The sequence below is a fragment of the Candidatus Marinimicrobia bacterium CG08_land_8_20_14_0_20_45_22 genome (assembly GCA_002774355.1).
In the GTDB taxonomy this organism is placed as follows: domain Bacteria; phylum Fidelibacterota; class UBA2242; order UBA2242; family UBA2242; genus 0-14-0-20-45-22.
Genome location: PEYN01000022.1, coordinates 1 through 18,896, shown reverse-complemented (window position 1 = coordinate 18,896; position 18,896 = coordinate 1). Strand labels below are relative to the sequence as shown.

General features: G+C 46.2%; 19 protein-coding genes. 6 read left to right on the top strand and 13 right to left on the bottom strand.

The window, feature by feature from the left end; all coding sequences use genetic code 11:
* Nucleotides 1–19: 19 nt before the first annotated feature.
* From COT43_01620 to COT43_01610, 3 genes are all read left to right on the top strand, one after another.
* Nucleotides 20–1,006, top strand: coding sequence for a hypothetical protein (locus tag COT43_01620; GenBank protein PIS30507.1), 987 nt, complete (start codon nucleotides 20–22; stop codon nucleotides 1,004–1,006).
* The gene (locus COT43_01615) at nucleotides 997–1,914 is read left to right on the top strand and encodes a hypothetical protein (protein PIS30506.1); all 918 of its coding nucleotides are present in this window, start codon (nucleotides 997–999) and stop codon (nucleotides 1,912–1,914) included. Before COT43_01620 ends, COT43_01615 begins: the two co-directional genes overlap by 10 nt.
* A 109-nt stretch (nucleotides 1,915–2,023) precedes the next feature.
* Nucleotides 2,024–2,464 carry a hypothetical protein gene (locus tag COT43_01610; GenBank protein ID PIS30505.1) on the top strand — a complete coding sequence of 147 codons (441 nt, stop codon included), beginning with the start codon at nucleotides 2,024–2,026 and terminating at the stop codon, nucleotides 2,462–2,464.
* Nucleotides 2,465–2,467: 3 nt separating this feature from the next.
* Here COT43_01610 and rlmN read toward each other — a convergent pair whose 3' ends face one another.
* Nucleotides 2,468–3,523, bottom strand: coding sequence for a 23S rRNA (adenine(2503)-C(2))-methyltransferase RlmN (rlmN, locus tag COT43_01605; protein ID PIS30504.1), 1,056 nt, complete (start codon nucleotides 3,521–3,523; stop codon nucleotides 2,468–2,470).
* Nucleotides 3,524–3,627: 104 nt separating this feature from the next.
* Between rlmN and COT43_01600 the strand changes: the two genes are divergently transcribed.
* The 3 genes from COT43_01600 to COT43_01590 all read left to right on the top strand — a co-directional run bounded on the left by COT43_01600 (nucleotide 3,628) and on the right by COT43_01590 (nucleotide 6,142).
* The gene (locus tag COT43_01600; GenBank protein PIS30503.1) at nucleotides 3,628–4,824 is read left to right on the top strand and encodes a hypothetical protein; all 1,197 of its coding nucleotides are present in this window, start codon (nucleotides 3,628–3,630) and stop codon (nucleotides 4,822–4,824) included.
* 63 nt (nucleotides 4,825–4,887) lie between these two features.
* A complete protein-coding gene (locus tag COT43_01595; protein PIS30502.1) occupies nucleotides 4,888–5,517 on the top strand; it encodes a nucleoside recognition protein in 630 nt (209 codons plus the stop codon).
* Nucleotides 5,518–5,617: 100 nt separating this feature from the next.
* A complete protein-coding gene (locus tag COT43_01590; GenBank protein PIS30532.1) occupies nucleotides 5,618–6,142 on the top strand; it encodes a spore maturation protein in 525 nt (174 codons plus the stop codon).
* Between the two features lie 85 nt (nucleotides 6,143–6,227).
* Here the strand turns inward: COT43_01590 and COT43_01585 are convergent, their stop codons facing one another.
* The 12 genes from COT43_01585 to COT43_01530 form a co-directional block, all read right to left on the bottom strand.
* Complete coding sequence (locus COT43_01585; protein PIS30501.1) at nucleotides 6,228–7,634, bottom strand: hypothetical protein; 1,407 nt, start codon at nucleotides 7,632–7,634, stop codon at nucleotides 6,228–6,230.
* A gap of 141 nt (nucleotides 7,635–7,775) precedes the next feature.
* Nucleotides 7,776–7,955, bottom strand: a complete 180-nt coding sequence (locus tag COT43_01580; protein ID PIS30500.1) for a hypothetical protein — start codon at nucleotides 7,953–7,955, stop codon at nucleotides 7,776–7,778.
* A gap of 42 nt (nucleotides 7,956–7,997) precedes the next feature.
* A complete protein-coding gene (locus COT43_01575; GenBank protein ID PIS30499.1) occupies nucleotides 7,998–8,873 on the bottom strand; it encodes a hypothetical protein in 876 nt (291 codons plus the stop codon).
* Nucleotides 8,874–9,014: 141 nt separating this feature from the next.
* Nucleotides 9,015–10,103: a glycerol-3-phosphate ABC transporter ATP-binding protein gene (locus COT43_01570; GenBank protein PIS30498.1), complete on the bottom strand. Its 1,089-nt coding sequence runs from the start codon at nucleotides 10,101–10,103 to the stop codon at nucleotides 9,015–9,017.
* Between the two features lie 17 nt (nucleotides 10,104–10,120).
* Complete coding sequence (locus tag COT43_01565; GenBank protein ID PIS30497.1) at nucleotides 10,121–11,344, bottom strand: hypothetical protein; 1,224 nt, start codon at nucleotides 11,342–11,344, stop codon at nucleotides 10,121–10,123.
* Nucleotides 11,345–12,256, bottom strand: a complete 912-nt coding sequence (locus tag COT43_01560) for a glycosidase (GenBank protein PIS30496.1) — start codon at nucleotides 12,254–12,256, stop codon at nucleotides 11,345–11,347.
* A complete protein-coding gene (locus tag COT43_01555) occupies nucleotides 12,253–13,245 on the bottom strand; it encodes a histidine kinase (protein PIS30495.1) in 993 nt (330 codons plus the stop codon). The genes COT43_01560 and COT43_01555 overlap by 4 nt, the downstream gene beginning before the upstream one ends.
* A complete protein-coding gene (locus COT43_01550) occupies nucleotides 13,245–14,054 on the bottom strand; it encodes a sugar ABC transporter permease (protein PIS30494.1) in 810 nt (269 codons plus the stop codon). The genes COT43_01555 and COT43_01550 overlap by 1 nt, the downstream gene beginning before the upstream one ends.
* A complete protein-coding gene (locus COT43_01545) occupies nucleotides 14,054–14,932 on the bottom strand; it encodes a sugar ABC transporter permease (protein ID PIS30493.1) in 879 nt (292 codons plus the stop codon). Before COT43_01545 ends, COT43_01550 begins: the two co-directional genes overlap by 1 nt.
* On the bottom strand, nucleotides 14,929–16,245 hold the full coding sequence (locus tag COT43_01540; GenBank protein ID PIS30492.1) for an ABC transporter substrate-binding protein: 1,317 nt from the start codon (nucleotides 16,243–16,245) through the stop codon (nucleotides 14,929–14,931). The genes COT43_01545 and COT43_01540 overlap by 4 nt, the downstream gene beginning before the upstream one ends.
* 13 nt (nucleotides 16,246–16,258) lie before the next feature.
* Nucleotides 16,259–18,766, bottom strand: coding sequence for a hypothetical protein (locus tag COT43_01535; GenBank protein PIS30491.1), 2,508 nt, complete (start codon nucleotides 18,764–18,766; stop codon nucleotides 16,259–16,261).
* A 16-nt stretch (nucleotides 18,767–18,782) separates the two neighbouring features.
* On the bottom strand, nucleotides 18,783–18,896 hold a 114-nt coding region (locus tag COT43_01530; GenBank protein ID PIS30490.1), incomplete at its 5' end, for a peptidase S8.

Here is an 18,896-nt window from a genome sequence, read left to right as displayed (position 1 = left end):
ATCTTAGTTTGAGGAAAAAATGAAATGTCTTGTCACCGGCGCGACCGGTTTTATTGGAAAACACCTCGTTAATCGGCTTCTGGCTGAAAACCAAAATATTCGCTGTATGGCGCGGAACGAAAGTGTCCGCCCGGAAGAATTTGCCGATAAAGTGGAATGGGTTATTGGCGATCTTCAGGATAAGGATTCGCTGAATAAAGCCGTTGATGACATTGATATCATTTTTCATCTGGCCGGCGCCGTCAAAGCACAAAACGCGTTTGAATTTCTCCAGATCAATTTTTACGGAACTGAAAATCTGTTAAACGCCATTTTGGACTACGGAAAGAAAGACGTTCGGCTGATCTATATCAGTTCATTGTCCGCCGGTGGCGCATCTGACGCACTCAAGCCCAAACATGAAGACGAACCGGTGTTCCCGGTCTCGGCATACGGCAATAGCAAATTAGCCGCTGAGATCGCAGTATTAAAACAAAAAGAGAATATTCACGTCACGATCATCCGTCCAGCGATCGTTTACGGCCCGGGCGATCGCGAAACATTGTGGTTTTATGAACTGGCGCAAAAACACATCAGCCCACGAATTGGACTGAGGAAAAATTATTTCAGTATGATTTATGTGGACGATCTGGTTCGTCTCCTGATTCTTTTGATGAACAATCCGCTCGCTTCGGGAGAAATATTTTATGCCGCCGACTCTAATGACGAAGGGTATTCACAAAGCGAGGTAATTGAAACTTCCGCTAAAATCCTCGGCGAATGGACGATCACTCTTTATTTTCCCAAATCGATCGTGTGGTTAATGTCCGTCATTTCCAGCTTTTTTTCGCGGATCGTCGGAAAACTCAGCATTTTTAATTCGGATAAATACCGGGAGATGACTCAGGAATACTGGGTCTGTACATCCGAAAAAGCCAGGCGGCTTCTGAATTTCAAACCCGAAGTTGGATTGCGCGACGGTCTCGAAAAAAGCATCGCGTGGTACAAAGAGAACAAATGGATTTAGAAATAGACGATAAAGCATCTTTTTTCGAGCATGTTAGAGCCCGAATTTTCCCGACCGATTATCTTGTCCTTATTTATGGCGCTTACCTCACACTGATCGCTCTCTTTTTCGGTAGTCGGAGCGGAGAAGGGGCATCTTTTTTAACTCTTGATTTCGGTGTTTTGGTGATTTTATCCGTTTGCATCTATTTTGAGCGGCGCGATTATCAATCTCAGATTTACTGGATTCACGTCTGGATACCAATCCTGACGCTGGCGCTTTTTTATACCCAAAGCACTGTGTTTGATAATCTTGTGTTTTCGCAAACGTTCGATCCGTTGTTGCAAAAATGGGACAAGGCGGTATTCAGCGTTGCGCTCAACACCAAATTGGCACCTTTAGCGAACAGTTCGCTTCTCAATGAAATAATGCACGCTTTTTATTTTTCCTACTATTTCATGTTGTTCGCGTCCGGATTGATGATGATGCTTAGGCGAAATCCGCTGATTTTTGAAATGTTTTTCACGATTGCAACGATGGCTTATCTGCATTACATTTTCTTCATGCTCTTTCCCTCTGACGGTCCTATCGACCTCCACTCTCAATTGTTTGAAAAAGGCTCCCTTTTTATTCCATTGATGGATTTTATTTATCAGACCAGCGGACAACAGGGCGGCGGCGCTTTTCCCAGCACGCATGTCAGCACGATGGTTATCATTACGATATTCACCGCAAAATTCAATCGAAAAAGTCTTTGGCTGACCATACCGGTGACAGTCGGAATTATTATCGCGACCGTTTATTGCAGTTACCATTATGCGATTGACGCGCTGGCAGGAATTGTATCGGGTTATTTGTGTTATCTTTTCGGTCATCACATTTATTCAAATTGGAAACATCCATCCGAACTCCCCATCGAACAAGAATAGACTTTTCAATTTCGCTAAACATTCACCTTGCATTTGCCTGAATATTTGCAAAAATTTCGGGTGAAATTTGACATGGCGATAAAGGTCTAATGCAGGTAGGAGTCGTGATATGGAGCGTGACCGTTTGTATTTCGCTTACGCGGACAATATGAATGAGGAATTGATCCGATCTATTTGTCCCGGGGCAGAGTTCGAAGGCGTGGCAGAATTAAGGGAGTATCGGTTGGATTTCAATGAAAAAGGCCAGCCGGTCGTCATCATGGACTGCCAACATTCGGTTTGGGGAATCGTTTGGTGTCTTTCGGTGCGCGATATAGCACTTTTGGATGAAAAAGAAACCAGAAAGTTTGGGAAACATTCCAAAGTAAAATTGCCGGTTTGGATCGAAGGTAACCGAGATGTCGATGCATTCATCTGCCTGCCAAATGAAACCGGCACTCCGATCTATCGGGTTTCATGTATTAACGATATCGTTGAACAAGCGGACTATTGGTCACTTCCCCGTTCGTACGTATCCTACATAAAATCGCTAAAGGGTCTGGAGAAGTAAATTTTATCCGTTCGATTTCTGTTCCCGGACATACAACTGGCCACAGGCGGCAGAAATATCCGATCCTTTACTGCGCCTAACGGTCACGGTAAACGGCGACTGATAGACTTCCTGAATAAAACGATCCACAACGCTTTCATCGGGCGGTTTATATCCAATATACTCGTTGGGATTATAGGGAATCAGGTTCAATTTACAAGGAAGCGAACCCAGTAGTGAAATGATCCGGTGTGCATCTTCCGGCGAATCGTTAAAACCTTTGATCAAAATATATTCGAATGTAACTCGGCGTTTCGACTTGCGCGTGTAATATTCAATCGCTTTCATTAATTCTTTCAACGGGTATTTCCGATTAATCGGAATCAGTTTGTTTCGCTTTGAATCGTCTGCGGCACTGAGAGAAACCGCCAGTTTGAAGCGATGTCCATCGTCGGCAAACCGATAAATTGCCGGGACGATCCCACAGGTCGATATCGTAATCTTCTTAGCGGCAATTGCCGGACCTAATTCGCTGTTCAAGATATTCGCGGCGGAGATAACGTTCTCATAATTCAAAAACGGCTCGCCCATTCCCATGAAGACGACATTGGTGACCGGCTTTTTCCCAAGAGAATTGATTAGCGTCAGTTGATCGACGATTTCACCGGCGGTCAGATTCCGGGAAAAACCCATCAGAGCCGTCGCGCAATAAGAACAGCCGATCGGACAGCCAATCATCGTCGAAAGACAGACCGTTACGCGTTTTTCTTCTACCATGTACACCGATTCCACGAATAATCCATCTTCCATCGCGAACAGATATTTCACCGTTTCATCAATCCGAGACGATTCCTTCGCCTTGAGCGTTACTGCGTTCAGTGAAAACGATTCAGAAAGAAGGTTTCTCAAATCATTAGACAGATTTGTCATCTCCTGAAAATCGCGGACGCCTTTTTGATACATCCATTGATAAATTTGCCGTGCATGAAATGGCTTTTCGCCGATTTCCAACATTAATGCCGTCAATTGATCAAGTGTCAAGCCTTTGATGTTTCGTTTGGTAACCAAATCGGCGTTCATAAAAATTCTCCGCGCAAGTTTACAAAAAATATCGTCACTAATCACGGAATTTCCGCATCAACTACATTGACATTCACTCTATCTAGAAATAAATTAACTGTCAGATGAATTTACTCCTGAAAATGAAATGTGCGCTAATCCCGGTCTTCGGATTTGTTGTGGCGCTTTCTGGGCAAAGTTATAACCTTTTAAACATCTTCCCTTCTGAAAAAGAATTGCATTCAGTTATTGTCTCCACTAATTCCGATTCGCTGGAGCCGGTGGCTTTTGTCTATTCGAACTGTATTCGGGATTTGAAAAACCGTATTCTTTTAAAGTGGACAGACACAGAAAAACTGTTTGAATCGGAAGACGGACGGTCGCTCGGCGTTTTATTTTTCGGAAACCCACCCAAGAATCCGACGGAACGACAGGATTTCATTCTCCAAACGATTTGCAGCCGGGATTCCGCGTCTCTTCCAATCAAAGGCACATTTATCCCGAACCGAAGTTCACCATCTTTTGCTTTCTCGGAAAATTGTCGAATGATCGCCGGCATTTTTCCCACAGGAGATCATCTGCGATTTTTCAATTTTCAAAATAAGGAAACCGGAAGTGTCACCTTTTTGCAAGAAACTGTCATTAACACCAACGAGTCGCGTGGACAATTTTGCGGCGACGGTTTGCGTTTCCTATTCTTCTCGTTCGTTAGCCGGTCGCCGCTCGAACCTCTTTCACCCGAACTGTTTATGTTCACGCCCATCGGAGAAATATTATGGAATTTTAAACCGCAGACAGGAGCGGTTCGGTCTTTTGCCACTTCATCCTCCGGAAAATTTTCCTTGATCAGCCTCAAGTTAGAAAATACCACCCCGCCCGGAGTCGCCCGCCAAACGATATTGCTTGACGAAAAAGGAACTGTTCTCGAGGTTTTCCCGTTTGGGTTTCGCTTGTGCGATATTGACGAAAAAGGTTCCTGGATTATATTCGCAGAAGAAAATTCGCTTCGACTGATATCGATCATAACTAAAAAAACATATTTCCTCAAAAAATCAGTCAGCGCAAATCGCATGATTACAGACGTTAGGTTTCTTCCGGAAAACAGATTCGCCGTCGTTACCGGATCGAAATCGTTCAATAACGACGATCGGATTTACAACCGTCCGGAAATCTTGGTTTATTCGTTTCGCGGTGACGTGCTGTTCCATGAGAAATTTTCAAGCGACTATTCTTACACCGGTCGCTTGCTAACTTCGGAAAACGGCTGGGTCATCGGTATTGTTCTCCAAAATCGCTTTATCACATATCGAAATAAAAACTGAACTCCGTGGCTGTCACTCACCGACAGGCTTGCAGAGAATCATTCAAGAAGAGAGGAATGGCTTATGAATTATATCTGGCTAGGATTGATGGTAATTTCCATTGTCGTCGGCGCTATCAACGGACGATTGGAAGAAGTGACCAATGCGGCAGTGACTTACGCGGCATCGGCGGTTGATATTGCGCTCGGGCTGATCGGCATTATGACCTTTTGGCTGGGCATCATGAAAATTGCCGAAAACGGCGGAATCATTAAAATTCTTTCCCGCGCGATCCGTCCTGTCGCCAAATGGCTATTCCCTGACATTCCGTCGGATCATCCCGCCATCGGCGCAATGCTGATGAACATCATCGCCAATTGGCTTGGTCTCGGCAACGCCGCCACGCCTCTGGGTTTGAAAGCGATGGACGAACTGCAAAGTCTGAATCCGGAAAAAGACACCGCAACAAACTCGATGGTCACTTTTCTGGCGCTGAACACCGCCAGCATTTGTCTGATCCCGATGACCGTCATAGCCGTTCGCGCGAAACTCGGTTCTGCAAATCCGTTCGAGATTATCAGTACAACGGTCGTTGCATCGACTTGCGCGACGATCGCGGGCGTCACGGCGGCGAAATTGCTCCAGCGCTTCCCGTCAATGAGAAAATCAAACCCGAACCGGGTTTCTGAGACGAGCGAGAAAGAGGAAAAATAATATGACCGACACGCTAACGGCAACCGCCATTTTCGACACGCTGAAACAGGTCGCACAAACTGCGGCAACCATCCCTCACGAAACGACGTTCGTCACGATCATGAAAGGTTTCTCGAACTACGCCATTCCGTTTTTACTCTTGGTCATCCCGGTTCTCGGCTATATCAAGAAAGTCAAGGTTTACGAGTCGTTTATTGACGGCGCCAAAGAGGGATTTAACACCGCTGTCCGGATCATTCCGTACTTAGTCGCCGTACTCGTGGCAATTGGTATGTTTCGCGCTTCAGGCGCCATGGACTATTTCGTCGCCATTCTTTCGCCGATCACCAATCTCATCGGAATGCCCGCCGAGACGTTGCCCGTTGCCCTCATGCGACCTCTTTCGGGAAGCGGCGCGCTGGGAATCGTAACCGAGTTGATGAAAGAGCACGGCCCGGACAGCCTCATCGGTCGAATCGCCTCGACGATGTGGGGAAGTTCGGAAACGACATTCTATGTTGTCGCGGTTTATTTCGGCGCGGTCGGCATCAAAAAAACCCGCCATGCAATTCCCGCCGGACTGATCGGCGACACCGTTGGGTTGATCATGGCCGTGATTCTCTGCATCATCGTATTTGGAATCTAAAAATCATTAAATAACAAATCATTTTCCGTTGAAAGAATGTTCAGCGGAAAATGATTTGTTTCAATATCGCCCAGAAGACGATTCTTTATTTGGTTCTTTTCAGGTTTGGCTTAGTCAATTTGATAAAGCCGATAAGTCTCCAGAAAACCCAGAGGATAACCATATAAAGAATAAGCAACCCCATCGTAATCCAGTAACCTCTATAGGTATTACCGAAGAAATTCATCGGCGCATTGAGTAAGATCAGAAGTGGCAAACCAAGGAATAGCGCGACTCCGCTGGAATAAACTAAGTCTTCTGCGACAGGCGTTTTGAAATCCGGATCGGTCACCCGAACAAGTACAAGACCCGAATTCAATGTGCCGGTCATTTCGCCGAAAATGCCGACGAAACGTTCGAAGTGATAATCGTCGAAAGCGCGGCGACAAACATAGCGAAGCAAGATATACGTAGCGATTGTCCCGAAGATCGACATAAACAAGAGCGGCGCCCAATATTTCCAAACAACCGTCAAACTAATAGCGGCAATCGATCCGACAACCAAATAATCGACAAAAAGTCCAGCGGTGCGATTCATCAAACCGGTATCGATCATATAACTCTTCTTAATTAAATCCAGCACTTTCCGAACAGCTATCGAAACCAACAAAGCTAAGACAAAGTGAAATGCCCAAACGGTTGCGACAAATTTCGCCGCGCCGTGCGCTTCCATGAATCCCACAAGATTCGACGTCAACACCCATGTCAGCCAATAAACGACACCAATGAGTCCGACGTGAAAGGCGAGCGGCTCGATCGCTTCCTGCGAAAGAGTCAAGAAAGAGCCGATCGCCGGTTTTCCGCGTTTGATGACACCGGTTCGCATATCTTCCGTAATGCCTTCCATTCCTTTGATGAAATTCGTTTCTCTGTTTTTAATTCCGCGATTAATGATGATAATACCACCGAAGTAGGCAATTAAATAGCCGATCGCCGCAATAGTCAATCCGGTCGCCGCGCCGCCTTCCAGTCCGAAGCTTTCCCATGCTTTCCCCATCGTGAAGGCTTGTCCCGGACCCATTCCGAATCCCATCGGTAAAAGTAATCCGATCGATGGCGATAAGCTTGGCATCGTCGTGTAAATGAAAACAAACGCGACCAGCAAACCGATGACTCCCTGCACGATATAACTGGAAAGCATTGCCAGCCCGAAACTCAGCGGGCCTTTCCCCCAATGAGATTTTTCTTGTCGCAATCCCATTGCCACGAACGTCAGCGCCAGTAAATGATAGACGTATAATCCCATCCGTCCCCCGGAAATCGGAACAATATTCAGCACCTGCATACCTAAAATCAGCCCCGGAAATCCGGCTATCAGGTTGTTGGGTACCAAATATTTCTGGAAAAATAGTCCGTACCGACGAAAAACAGTCCCCAGGATCAGGAAGACACTCATAAATGAAAGATCGAGTACCAAATCTTTGAAATTTAATGTGAAATTCCACAGTTCCATATTATCCCCTTATTAGTTTACTGTATTGTGTTTAACATAAATCAGTAATATATCTTTATTCACCCTGACAGCCAGTTAAAATTACCGACTCATGAGAAATCTCCACTTGTTACTGGTTAGTTTTAGAAAAAGCTTGGTTCTCTAACCCGCTAAGCTTTCGTGGTTTGGTAATAATATGCTGGGGGCCTTAACACAGCTCCGTTTTCTCAATGCGGCGATGACCTTAACGATTCCGTCTTTAGGAAACCAGTCCGCTCCCTTGATTTTACCGGCCTTATTCAACGCGGTCAGAATCGTGGTCTTTTCTTCAGGTATGCTCAATTTCCTCTTTCAATATTCAGGATTTTACTTGCAATAGTTCCATTATTCGGATGAAATGTTCGGGCGGTCCAGGGCTTCCGGATCCTGTAGGCGCCGCACGGCTCCATTAGCCAGCATCCCGGCCTGGTAACCGCCAACAATCCGGTGATCAAAGGTTCCGGTTAACGGCAACATATCGCGAATGACGATTTGATTATCAATCACAACCGGTTTTTTTTCGATCTTACCCATCGTGACAACTGCCGGCAGTTTGCCAATTGGAAAGAGTGCCACCATCCCAGTATGAAGACCAAATGTGCCTATATTCGTCAGCATAATACTGCCAAATGGATCCGGTGGAATTTTCAAAAAGGGAAAGGAAAGCCCCATGTCGAAAATCCACCACTTGACTAACAGAAATACCGGACGTCGGAATGGCCAGGGAATTTTAGTAATCTTGTTCTTGGCGGCAAAAGCCCCGCTCTCTTCCTCGCCGCTCCGCTTTTTCTCGACAACTTTCTGGACAATTTGACCGATTTCGGTAGCCGATAACTCCTGGCACTTTTTCAATACTAATCCGGTCATGGAAGACCCTGCAACATTCACAGTAACGAAGACATTGGCGTCCTGACGCGCAACTACATGTCCACGCCGCACAAAACAGTTAATATCCGGAATATCCTCATACAGCGTCCGCGCCAAAGCGGCCGCCACAAAATGGGTAATCGTTATGCGCACCCCGGCGCGCCTTCTATTTTCAATATATTTCAGTAGGTTAGTTACATCCACCTCGTATGTCCCGTAAATACGGCTATCTTTAGGCGCCGCGTAGGTAGCGATTGCCAATTGCCGCCAGCTAGTTGTCAGATTTTTTACTTTTCCCAAATAATCCTCGTCACTTCTACCCCAAATCGTTCTTAATTTAAAACACAGAGGCAAAAAAACGAGATTTATTTCAAGTCGGTACCGTAACGGGTTATCTCCGGAACAACATCTGATCTGATAAGTTTCTGATAATCACGGTATTTCAGCGTAGTGCAGGTAGTCTTGGATATTTATAGTAATCAAATGGAGATTATTTCAGATTACTTTCTCGGTCTGTGGATTAAAATAATGGTCATCTTGCAGATTGAGAAATACTGTAATATCCGACCCAGGTTTTTCAGAAGGTACAGTATTACTGCGGGCTACTAGATTGGTCTTACCGGTTGTCAGATAAAGATAGGTTTCGTTGCCCATTGGTTCACAAATATCGAGTTTAACACGAATCTTTACGTGGTTCGAATCTGACGGTTGCATCAGGATATTTTCCGGACGAATTCCTATCACCAAGTTTTTACCAATATATGCTCTAAGCTTTTCGGTGTGTTCGGCCGGTATTTTTAGGCGGACATTGCCTTCATCGGCAATAAGAAAATCTTCCTGCCGGAGTGTAACGGAAATAAAATTCATGGGCGGCGAACCGATAAATCCGGCCACGAACATATCAACCGGTGAGTTGTATAGGTTAACCGGGGTATCAATTTGATGGATCAGGCCGGATTTCATGACTACGATCCGATCACCCATGGTCATGGCTTCCACCTGATCATGGGTAACGTACACCATAGTCGTTTTCAATCGCTGATGTAATCTTTTTATTTCGGTCCGCATCTGCAAGCGCAGTTTAGCATCCAGATTCGAAAGCGGTTCATCAAAAAGGAACACTTTCGGCTTGCGCACAATCGCCCGGCCGAGGGCTACGCGCTGGCGCTGACCTCCTGAAAGTTGACGCGGTTTGCGGTTCAGCAACTCCTCAATTTCCAAAATAGCGGCGGTTTCAATGACACGTTGCTTAATCTCGGCTTTCGGCATTTTCCGCAACTTGAGGCCAAAAGACAGATTCTCGTATACCGTCATATGCGGATAGAGCGCATAATTCTGGAAAACCATGGCAATATCGCGATCTTTGGGTGGAACGTCATTGACTCGTCTATCTCCGATGAAAATATCACCGGCAGTGACACTTTCCAGCCCGGCGATCATGCGCAGAGTAGTTGATTTACCGCAACCTGATGGACCTACCAGAACTAAAAATTCACCATCATTTATGTTCAGATTCAGGTCATCAATGATTTTTACCCCTTTATCGAATTCTTTGGTTATATGATTCAATGTAATCTGTGCCATCATTTTCCTTTATAGGATTAATTGCGATAAAATTTTCTCTGTTGTGCCAATAAGCCTTCTATGGTTGACTCCGCCCCGGAGTTGCGATTGACTTTTTTATCTTCGTCTATACCGTCAGACGTGACTCCAGTCTCCGGCCAATACATCTGCGCTCGGGCTAGATTACCACCGCCAAACCAGTTGAAAATTCGCGCGGCAAATTGATGATAGCGATTTTTGCCGCTCAGATCGGCAAAGGCTTGAATGCCGCTGTAAAGGGCATTGATGCCATATGCAATCTGGGGCAAAGCTACCAGCCGGTAACTTCCGTCTTGATTTAGAGTGATCTCGCGCGGTAGGTCATTCGCGATCAGGAATGGCACGAAATTATCGGCCCAGATTTCTACACTTTTATAGAAGGTTGAATCGCCGGTGATTTTAAATGCCTCTACCAATGCCAAAGGCTGTTTGGCGCCCCAGTCATGCCAGGAATTTTGCCAACAGAAATACATGCCGTTTAACGGATGGCCATCGCGCCGAAATTGAAATCCGACCAACCCTTCCGCAATTTTTCGGATTTCCACTTTAAAGTTAAAATCGCCGGTAAGTTGGAGTTTACAGAGTGCCATCAAAAGTTCGCTGTTCATATCGGGTGCCGATTTTATCAGCCAGGCCGGTACCGAGCCGAAATTGCCCGCAACTTTTAGCGGATACTGCGCCAAATCAGCATCCATTTGCCTCAAAGTAGTCCTTAGACACTTTTCCACCTGATTCAGCAATTCCGCCTCTTCCGGGAATTGTTTTAAAATCAAGTAAGCCGCCGTCAGACCGCGAATTCCGCGTACAGCCCACCAGCCGAAATCGGCCTGACTATTGACATGCTCAGTATTGATTTGGCCGTCAGATTCAAGAAAATTATACCAGCGGCCATCATCGCGACACATATACAGCAGGAATTTCGTCAAACCTTTGGCGGTTGGTAGCAAAGTCCGATTCCCGGATAATAAGATTTCACTTTCCAACACCTCCAGAAAGCGCCCGGCGTCATCCACGCAGGCAATTCCTTCACCTTTGGCAGCAACCGGTTTATACTCCGGATAGTCGGCATAAATCGCAATATAGTAGAGTTGTTCGCCGTTGACTGCGACGGAATCGATCAAACTGAGAGCGTGACTCAAATTGATCGGTGATTTCCTCTCGGATTTATTACAGGCTACCACCAGTAGACTGAAAATTATAACTGAAAATCCGAGATTTCTCATCTAAACCAGCCAGTCCTTTTTATCGAAAACAACGTCGCTTTTTTTGACATAGGCGGCCCCGATAACCGTATCGGCTCCGGCATAAATCACAACGTATTTGTCATCGTTTTCAACCGTGGCACAACTGAAAATGACGTTGGGTACAAAACCATTGATCTCCCAGGGCATTTCCGGTTCGATCACCGGGCGGGATTGACGGGCCAGAACGCGGCGCGGATTATCGTAATCCAGCAGAGCGACCCCGAGCCTATAAGCATTGATTTTATCAACGGCATGATAGAACAAGAGCCAGCCTTGCGGATGCCTGACCGGCGGACCGGCGATACCGATGCGAGTTGATTGCCAGTCATCGTCTATTGTTGTCATTATGCGAGTATGATCGGTAAAAGTTTTCAGATCCGGGGAAGAAGCTATCCAGATGTCGGGATGACGACGATGCAGGAGCAGGAATTCACCTTTAATCTTTTCCGGAAAAAGTGACGAGTTTTTATTTTCTTCATCGAGTAAGATCCCATGGCGTTCCCAGTTTACCAGATCGTAACTCGTCGCCAGACAAATCCGGTAGTCACCCGGAAAGCGATTGGCAAATCCGACATAAGTCATATAAAACGTGTCGCCGATTTTAACAACGCGCGGATCTTCCGGCCCGCGCAATTCCTGCGGCACATTATTTTTCATGATCGGTTCCGCGAGACGATGCCACTGCAATAAATCCTTACTGACGGCATAACCGAAGCAATTAATATAATTACCGTAATTCTCGTGTCCTCCTATATCGGTCGCCCGATAGATCATGTGGTACAATCCTTTGTCATAGACCGCGCCGGCGTTGAAGACCGCGGCGCGCTCCCAGCTATGTTCCGGGATAGGTCTTAAAATCGGTTCCTGTGAGACACGAATTAATTTGATCATTTCTTTATACCTCTTTTGTGAATATGTGATTTAATAAATATTTCAATTTCTTGGTTTATTGGTAACGCTTCGGCCGCGCCAAAGCGGGTTGCAGTCAACGCGGCCATGGCATAAGCTCGTTGACCGATAGCATTTAAATCAAGTTCATCCAACTCGTCTATATTTTCTCCAGATCTAATCAATCCCGCCAGTAAGCCGGCAGTAAAGGCATCCCCGCAACCAGTCGTATCAACCACTTTTACTCTGAAGCTGTGAATTTTTACCACACAGCGCCGGTTTTTCAAAATACAACCGTCTTCACCAAGAGTAATGGCTAAAAGTAAAGTATTGGGGAAAAATATGTTAGATAATAGTTCTTCGATACGTTCCGTTCCGCCCAGCAATCGGGCCTCTTCCAAATTCACTTTTAGAATCCGGCATAGCGAAGCAATTGATCCTAAAACCCTCCTGGCATGTTGGGATGTTTTCCACAACGCCGTCCGATAATTCGGATCGAACGATGTTAGAATATTATCGTGATTGAGTCTGGTTATTAATTGGCTGAATAATTCTCCATTAGAAGGCGCCGGCAAGGGTAAAGAGCCAAAGTGGACGATGCTGGCTTGTTTTAAAAATTCCATGGAAAAATCTTCATCCTTCAGCGCCGAATCGGCCGGATGTTTCTCACTGAATTCAAAATTACGCTCGCCGTCATTGGCTACTTCGACGAACGCCAGTCGCGTCTTGTGTACCGAATCTGTATACAACGCTTCGGTATTGACGCCATTGTCAATTAAGAATTTCTGCAGGAAACGGCCAAAGGCATCCCGGCCAATCTTTCCAGCGAAACCGGTCTTACAGCCCAGTCGGGCTAATCCGACAGCGACATTAGCCGGATCGCCACCGGCGAATTTTTTAAAAAGATTGACATCGGCCAGATTCTTGCCGGGTTCCTGGGATATCAGGTCAACCAGCGCTTCACCAAGACATATAACATCGTATTTAATCATCAATTCTTCAAACCCGTCGTTGCCATACTTTCGATGAAATAACGCTGGAAGAAAGTGTAAACCAACACGATCGGCACTGCCAGAAGCGTCGCCGCGGCAAGCTGGGCTCCCAGTTGTCCGTCCGCCTGACCGCCGACCGCGAAGATCGTCACCATTTGCGGCAGAGTCATCAGCTTCTGCAGGCGAATGACAATCAACGGCCAGAGAACGTCATTCCAGCTACCCATAAATGATACAATCCCAACCGTTATAATGACCGGTTTGGAGAGCGGATATATAATCTTGAAAAGTATTCCGAAATCATTACAGCCATCAATTTTGGCGGCGTCAATCAGATCCTGGGGAATATCCATAAAAAATTGTCTGAAAAGCAGAATTCCGAAGGCGCTGATCATACCCGGCACGATCAGGGCCATATAACTGTCAACCCAGCCGAATTTGACCATTAAAATGTACATGGGTATCAGAGTGATCTGGAACGGAATTACCATTGTAAAGAGAATTAATCCGAGCAGAAAATCGCGGCCGAAAAAACGCAGACGCGACAAAGCATAGCCCACGATCGAACCAAAAAGGATCACCGAAAATGTGACACACGCCGAGACAAAAATACTATTCAGAAATGCCCGGCTGATCGGAATTTTCTGGAAAACGGCGGTGTAATTGCGCATGGAAAAATTAGCCGACCAGAGCCCGATCGAGCCGATCTCGGCTTCCGGCTTGAACGTCGCCGAAATCATCCATAAAAACGGATAAGCGAACATCAGGCCGCCCACAATCAGTAAAATGTAGATTAAGCTTTTCTTCATCAGTCTTTTCTCTCAACGAATTTTTTCTGGATCAAAACGACAATCAGGATGATAAAAGCGAAGAAAAATCCGAGTGTCGCCGCATAACCCATGTGTCCGAAATAGAACGCCTGATTGTAAATATAAAGCATCACGGACAGCGTGCTGTTCATCGGCCCGCCGCCGGTCATTACGAATGGTTCGATGAATAATGAAAATCCGCCGATTGTCGAAAGAATTACTACTAGCACCATCGTACTATTTAATGCCGGTATGGTAATATGGAAAAACTGTTGAACCGGTCGCGCGCCATCAATTTCGGCGGCTTCGTACAAATAGCGCGGAATGCCCTGCAAACCGACTAAGAAAAGTACAATATAAAGTCCGACATTTTTCCAGGTTGCCATGATCGCGATCGACGGCATTGCCCATTTTATATTGATCAGCCACGGAATTTTCGACAAACCGAGTTTTGTCAACAGCAGGTTCAGAAGCCCGGTTTCGTAGGCGAAAAGTTGTTGCCAGAGAATCGTAATGACAACACCCGACACAATTACCGGTAAAAAGTAGAGCGCCCGGAAAAAACCTTTCAATTTGATCTTCTGATTCAATAAAATCGCCAGTAAAAGCGCCGTGAAGATTTGCAACGGAATATGAATCACCAGGAAAACGAGCGTATTACGGATCGCGATAAAAAATTGCACATCGTGAAAAAGCCGGTAAAAATTCCGTAGACCGATCCATTGCATCGGCGTAACAATATTCCATTTATGAAAAATCAAAATGAAGGAAAAGACCAGCGGAAAGCCGATGAACAAGCCGAAATAAATGACATACGGCAGGCTCATAAGATAACCGGTCTTGTCGCTGCTTTTTGTTTTCAATTGGGCTGATTTCATTGCGGACGGCTCCACTCAATGATAACCCGGGCGCGTTTGGCGGCGTTGGCGACGGCTTCTTCCGGCGTGCGTTTGCCATAGATTGAGCAGGCTTCGTACTCCTGCGAAATAGCATCGAAAATTTCTTTCAGAACGGATGAACCGTCCACTCCACGCGTAAATGGCGCCTGTTCGGCGAATTTCGTCATCATCGGATTTTCACGGAAGTAGGACTGATAGAGCGGATTTTTCGTTAGGTTTTTCCGCAAAGGAATCTGACTGCAGACTTCCAGCAACCTCAGATCGGCCTGCGCCGAGATTAAAAACCTGGCGAATTTCCAAACAGCTTCAGGATTTTTTGTAGTGCTGAAAATGGATATGTTTTTGTGATCGCCGTAGGTGTAAACCGGACCGTGGTAATCGTCCGGCACCGGGATTGGAAAAATGTCGTATTCGAACTCAGGCTTTTTGAATTTTTCCACATGGGTAATATTCCACGGACCGGTAATAACGGTCGCGAACTTTCCGGCCAGGAAATTGTCACCTTGGAAAGTCGTTCGGGGAAAATAGCCGTTGCGGTAGATTTCCTGGAAAAAACTAAAAACTTTGATCGACGCGTCGTTCTCGAAGCAAATACCCATACTATCAAAAAGTGTCTGGCCGCCAGAGGCCGCGATGTAATGGGTGTAATAGTCGAAAAATCTCTGCCACCAAATCGGACGGATGTCCTGATAGCCCATCCATTGATCTGCCCGCCCATCTCCGTTCAAATCTTTCGTGATTGACTTCGCCGCCGCCAAATATTCGCTGTAGGTGCGCGGCGGTTTTAGAATACCGGCTTTCCGGAACATCCGCTTATTGTACATGATCATGATCGGATTAGTTTTCCATGGAATCTGGTAATAATGCCCATCCGGAGACCGAAACGATTCTAGCAATTCCGTCGGTATTCGTTCTGTCAGGTAATCCATAAAATCCGGAAATTGGTCGAGCCGCACCAATCCGCCCGATGAAGTAAAATCGTCCATCGCACCCGGCCACATATTCGCACAAATGTCCGGTGTCGTTTTGCCCGCGATTGCCGCTAAAAGGGCTTCCTCTGACGATTGACTGGCTGGAATTGGCTGCAAGGCCACCTGGATTTTCGGATGACTTGCATTCCATTTACTCACCAACTCCGTTGCCAGGTCAATTTCGCTCTGATTGGAAGCACACCAGTAAGTCAATCGGACGGCGCCCTGCGCGGCTACAGTTTGCGCCGTCCGTTTTTTTCCGCAGGAAATACAAACAACCCCCAAAAGGAGAAAAAGAGTGATCGTTGCTTGGATTCGCATCGTATTTCCTGTCTTAAAATTGTACATTCAGTTTATTCTCAGAAAATTTAAGGTTGAATGTAATCGTAGTGCAATAACCGCCGTTTCCTTTTTCAATTTTCAAACCTTCAGTTAACGGCTGACCGTTTAGTGACACCTTTTTGGGTCGCCCATGACTGATAACAACGGTTTTATTTGGTTGTGATACAATCCCGCGGAGATTAATGATCAGGTTATTATCACTGTATTGGCAAAAATTAAGTATAGCAGTTGTACTCTTGAGATATGGCTCCTCAGGTTGACCGAGAACAAACTCGGCTACTTTGACAGCCGGCATTTCAGCCGGAAATACCGCCGAGTTGACCTTCCGACCGTCAAATTCTATTGAGCGTAAGTTTTCTCCACGACCTTTGATATTTATCAAAACCGGATAACCATTTACAAAAAGTGTAAAACTACATTTCTCCTGTCCGGTCGTCAGATACGGATCAAGGCTGATATTCCAGTCATTCTCCGTGACTCCGTAGAGTTGATAGAGACTGTTCAGGTACCAGGCGCCAGCCCACAGAAAATTTGGTTTATCAACGGTTCCATACTCGGCCGGATTTTCCTTGTTGGCATTCCGCACTTCGTAGTATGCCGGTTGCCCGTTCGGGCCGTTCATGATACCATGAAGTGACATTGTCCGGACGATGAATTCAGCCGCGGCCTGTCTTTCGCCATTAGCCATTAGCGCCATCGCATACCAGGCATTACCCTGCGGCCAAACGCCGCCATTGGCGTAATAATATTCAGCCCCGACTTCATTACCGACGAATTTGTAAAAATCGCCCAACAGGTGAAAGTCCATCGGGAAGGCATTGTAGATACCAACTTTTTCATCAACCAGCTTGGCTTTGGCCGTTTGAACCAGTTGATTTTGTTTTTCAGCGTCAAGCAATCCGTAATGCGCCGCCAGCAGTGAACCAATGTAATAATGCCGGTCCTGTGAACCATCGTCATTATAATTGATCAGATAGTTCAGTTCGTCACTCCAGAGTTTATCAACCAGCGCCGTCTGCATACTGTCGGCTAAAATCACATATTCAGTAACTTTTTCGGGGTTTTTACCTAACACGGTCGAGATAAAATTGTAATCACGCAGGGTTTTGATCGCCAGGATCGTCATATATGAACGTGAACCGTAATTATGCCCGATGTCCCACCAATCCGGCCGGTATGACCACATCAGATTGTCGGCTTCTTGTGTCAACAGCGCCCGTTCGACGCAAACCGACAGATAAGGATAAAGTTTTGCAACAAAGTCGGTTTCGCCGGAATGACGCAGATATTTAGCCGTAACCTGCACGAACCAGAAATTGTTCCAGTTGTCGGAACTGGCAAATTCCGTCACGTATTTTCCGTCTTTCCAGTAATAGGCGTGCGGAATTACCAGGTCCTTATCGGCGTGGCGGATGATGTAATCCAGATCGCGCCGGACCCGTGGCAAATCGTAATTCACCGCCGCCAGATCGGAGACTTGCACATCATGGGTAAAATAGAAATTATATTCCGCCGGACATGGCATCGGCACAATTTCGCCGTCTAAGTAATGTGCATTTGCTTCCATCTCGGCTCTAGCCCAGGCGATAGAATGATCTGTACGAGTATCTCCGGTTTTCAAGACGTTGTTTTGGAAAGCCTGTTCATTCACAAATTTTTCATATTGCTCTATTTCAGTCTGAAAATTTTCCAGAAGGTAACCGACCAATGCCTGGCTTTCCTTTTGCTTCGCCGAGCCGATAATCTGAACAATGTTCAGGGTATCACCGGGCACCATTGCCCGCCGGTAAACGAAACGCGCATACGGCAAACCGCTTTCGCCCAGGATAACCGCGACCGGCTTCTCGCCGGCGTTGGTAATAAAAACCTGAGCCATGCGCGCATCAGCCTCCGCAAAATTGGTAAAGATCGTCCCGCTCGCTGAATCGCCAATAACTTCAGCCCGATCGACCACCCGAAAAGTATGGCAAGTTCGGATTGAAGTGAACAGACGGGTATCAAACTCGAACACTTCGTTTTTATTCAGACGATTGACAATTCGGTAGGTGACGACCATCGCTGGTTTTTCACTGCAAAAATGATAAGCGACATTAATATCCCGGGCAGATTTCCGATCGAAAAACTCGACCGAGTAGGGCGTCAGATTGAATTCCACCGGTTTCCGACCAATGGCTTCAGGCTGACCAGCGCCGATTTTCAAAAACCATTCCGCCACAAAGGAGGTGTCGCGCTTCCAGTAATCCTGACTGCGATCGATGCTGTTCGCCACCGGATAGAAAAAACTGATGCGCTGGGGAATCATGTAACTGTGATGGAATTCCGCCCCGACGAATGGCCCGCCGACCTCGATCTCGGCATCACCTTTGAAATTGACGGATAGTTTGTTTTGTTCAATGCTATTTTCATGGGAACAATTGGAGAATAAGGTTAAGGCTAAGGCCAAGGTCAGGGTCGAGAAGGAGCAGAATGACATCGGTAATAATATATGCGTTTTATGCATGATTAGATTCGCATCCTTATTTTAACTTGACGCATTTCTTCACCGCCGTAAAGTCACCGGCATTCAGGCGGATGAGATAAATTCCCGAGCTCACGTTTTGGGCGTCCCAGACGACAGTATAATGACCGGC

Coding starts and splice junctions, on each gene's coding strand:
- COT43_01620 (PIS30507.1), top strand. CDS start 20: ATGAAATGTCTTGTCACCGGCGCGACCGGTTTTATTGGAAAACACCTC.
- COT43_01615 (PIS30506.1), top strand. CDS start 997: ATGGATTTAGAAATAGACGATAAAGCATCTTTTTTCGAGCATGTTAGA.
- COT43_01610 (PIS30505.1), top strand. CDS start 2,024: ATGGAGCGTGACCGTTTGTATTTCGCTTACGCGGACAATATGAATGAG.
- rlmN (PIS30504.1), bottom strand. CDS start 3,523: ATGAACGCCGATTTGGTTACCAAACGAAACATCAAAGGCTTGACACTT.
- COT43_01600 (PIS30503.1), top strand. CDS start 3,628: ATGAATTTACTCCTGAAAATGAAATGTGCGCTAATCCCGGTCTTCGGA.
- COT43_01595 (PIS30502.1), top strand. CDS start 4,888: ATGAATTATATCTGGCTAGGATTGATGGTAATTTCCATTGTCGTCGGC.
- COT43_01590 (PIS30532.1), top strand. CDS start 5,618: ATGAAAGGTTTCTCGAACTACGCCATTCCGTTTTTACTCTTGGTCATC.
- COT43_01585 (PIS30501.1), bottom strand. CDS start 7,634: ATGGAACTGTGGAATTTCACATTAAATTTCAAAGATTTGGTACTCGAT.
- COT43_01570 (PIS30498.1), bottom strand. CDS start 10,103: ATGGCACAGATTACATTGAATCATATAACCAAAGAATTCGATAAAGGG.
- COT43_01565 (PIS30497.1), bottom strand. CDS start 11,344: ATGAGAAATCTCGGATTTTCAGTTATAATTTTCAGTCTACTGGTGGTA.
- COT43_01560 (PIS30496.1), bottom strand. CDS start 12,256: ATGATCAAATTAATTCGTGTCTCACAGGAACCGATTTTAAGACCTATC.
- COT43_01555 (PIS30495.1), bottom strand. CDS start 13,245: ATGATTAAATACGATGTTATATGTCTTGGTGAAGCGCTGGTTGACCTG.
- COT43_01550 (PIS30494.1), bottom strand. CDS start 14,054: ATGAAGAAAAGCTTAATCTACATTTTACTGATTGTGGGCGGCCTGATG.
- COT43_01545 (PIS30493.1), bottom strand. CDS start 14,932: ATGAAATCAGCCCAATTGAAAACAAAAAGCAGCGACAAGACCGGTTAT.
- COT43_01540 (PIS30492.1), bottom strand. CDS start 16,245: ATGCGAATCCAAGCAACGATCACTCTTTTTCTCCTTTTGGGGGTTGTT.
- COT43_01535 (PIS30491.1), bottom strand. CDS start 18,766: ATGCATAAAACGCATATATTATTACCGATGTCATTCTGCTCCTTCTCG.